This is a genomic window from Aminobacter sp. P4_D5 (assembly GCF_056401815.1).
This window is the reverse complement of sequence record NZ_JBFUIP010000396.1, coordinates 1-1,169: the sequence shown is the minus strand read 5'-3', so window position 1 is coordinate 1,169 and position 1,169 is coordinate 1. Positions and strand designations below refer to the sequence as shown.

The following is a 1,169-nucleotide window of genomic DNA, read 5'->3' as shown; positions in this document are numbered from 1 at the left end:
CTGACAGCGTTCCCAAAGGTGGCGGGGCTTTTTCAGCGTCTAAAGGCTGCTCGGCGTCGATCTTGTCAGAGATTGCTTTGTATTCGCCCAGTGCGTGGTGAAAGTCGGCCAATGCCGCCTGCAACGCTGAAGGGTTCCGCTTGGCGGTATCTATGTAATGATCTTGCGCGGCCACTACTTTGGCCAGCGCTTCAGACCATTTATCGAAGATTGGCTAGTTTTCACTTGCCATTTGCCGGGCCCCCCTATGCATCTGCCAATAGTGGAATACAGGCAGTGTGATGGCAAGTGGTATGTCAGTCGCACAATGGCCGTTTGACTTTTGGCCGCCACGGGGAGGACTGACATGGAGACCATCAACAAAGCCAAGGCAGCTGCCCTCCTGGTCTTCCTGCTCATCGTTGGCGGTATCACCAGATGCGTGAGCGACGCCGGCGCCTTCGAGCGGCTTCAGGCCTTCGACAAGGCAGCACTGTCGGTCGCTTACGGTGTGGTCTGCAAACTCGACACGTCCGAGTACACCAGCATCCAGGTCGCCGAAGCACTGCGGCTGTTGGGTAAGACCTACGAACAGGTCCAGGATGACCTGGAACGCCTGGCTGTCGTTCACATCGCGCGGCTACAAGAGAGTGACTCGATTGAGGAGCGCTGCGGCGAAATCACCCGCATCGTCACGCAGGCCGCCAACTGAATTGCAACGCGCTTCTCCATCCCCTTCGCCCCGCTGCCGAAAGGTGGAGGGCTCTTTTTGTTTATGGGAACCGGATGGATCGAAGGACGTTGGGTCGCACGGAGGAAATCCCATCGCGCCGCAATGGTGGTCTCCGTGGAGTGACTTAGCTATCCCTCATGGCAAGTCGCTCTAGCATAGGGCCTGTCGGCCGCCCGCTGGCAGGCCTTTTGGTTTCTAGGCAACAGTGGAGTATGGTTGGCGCGCGCCCACTGGTGTCTCGGCAGGTTTCAGAGGGCGGCAAGAACGGCCTGTCGAACCTGAACTCGGCGGGCCGTTTCTGCGGTCACGGCACCAATATCTCGGTCACCGTCGCATGCCGTAGCTTGCCCCGCCTGGTTCCGCCGCCGACGTAGATTTACCGGCGATTAACCTTGCTGCGCGACCATGGCTTGGCGGAAATGTACCAAGTCCCGCGTCCTAAGCCTGACCAATCAAG

General features: G+C 58.8%; 1 protein-coding gene. It reads left to right on the top strand.

Annotated features, from left to right (window positions below):
• Window positions 1–346: 346 nt before the first annotated feature.
• Complete coding sequence (locus AC1DWF_RS32200) at window positions 347–691, top strand: hypothetical protein (protein WP_476786734.1); 345 nt, start codon at window positions 347–349, stop codon at window positions 689–691.
• Window positions 692–1,169 lie beyond the last annotated feature (478 nt).

Bases quoted from the DNA above. Each gene is read 5' to 3' on its own strand.
- AC1DWF_RS32200 (WP_476786734.1), top strand. From the start codon at position 347: ATGGAGACCATCAACAAAGCCAAGGCAGCTGCCCTCCTGGTCTTCCTG.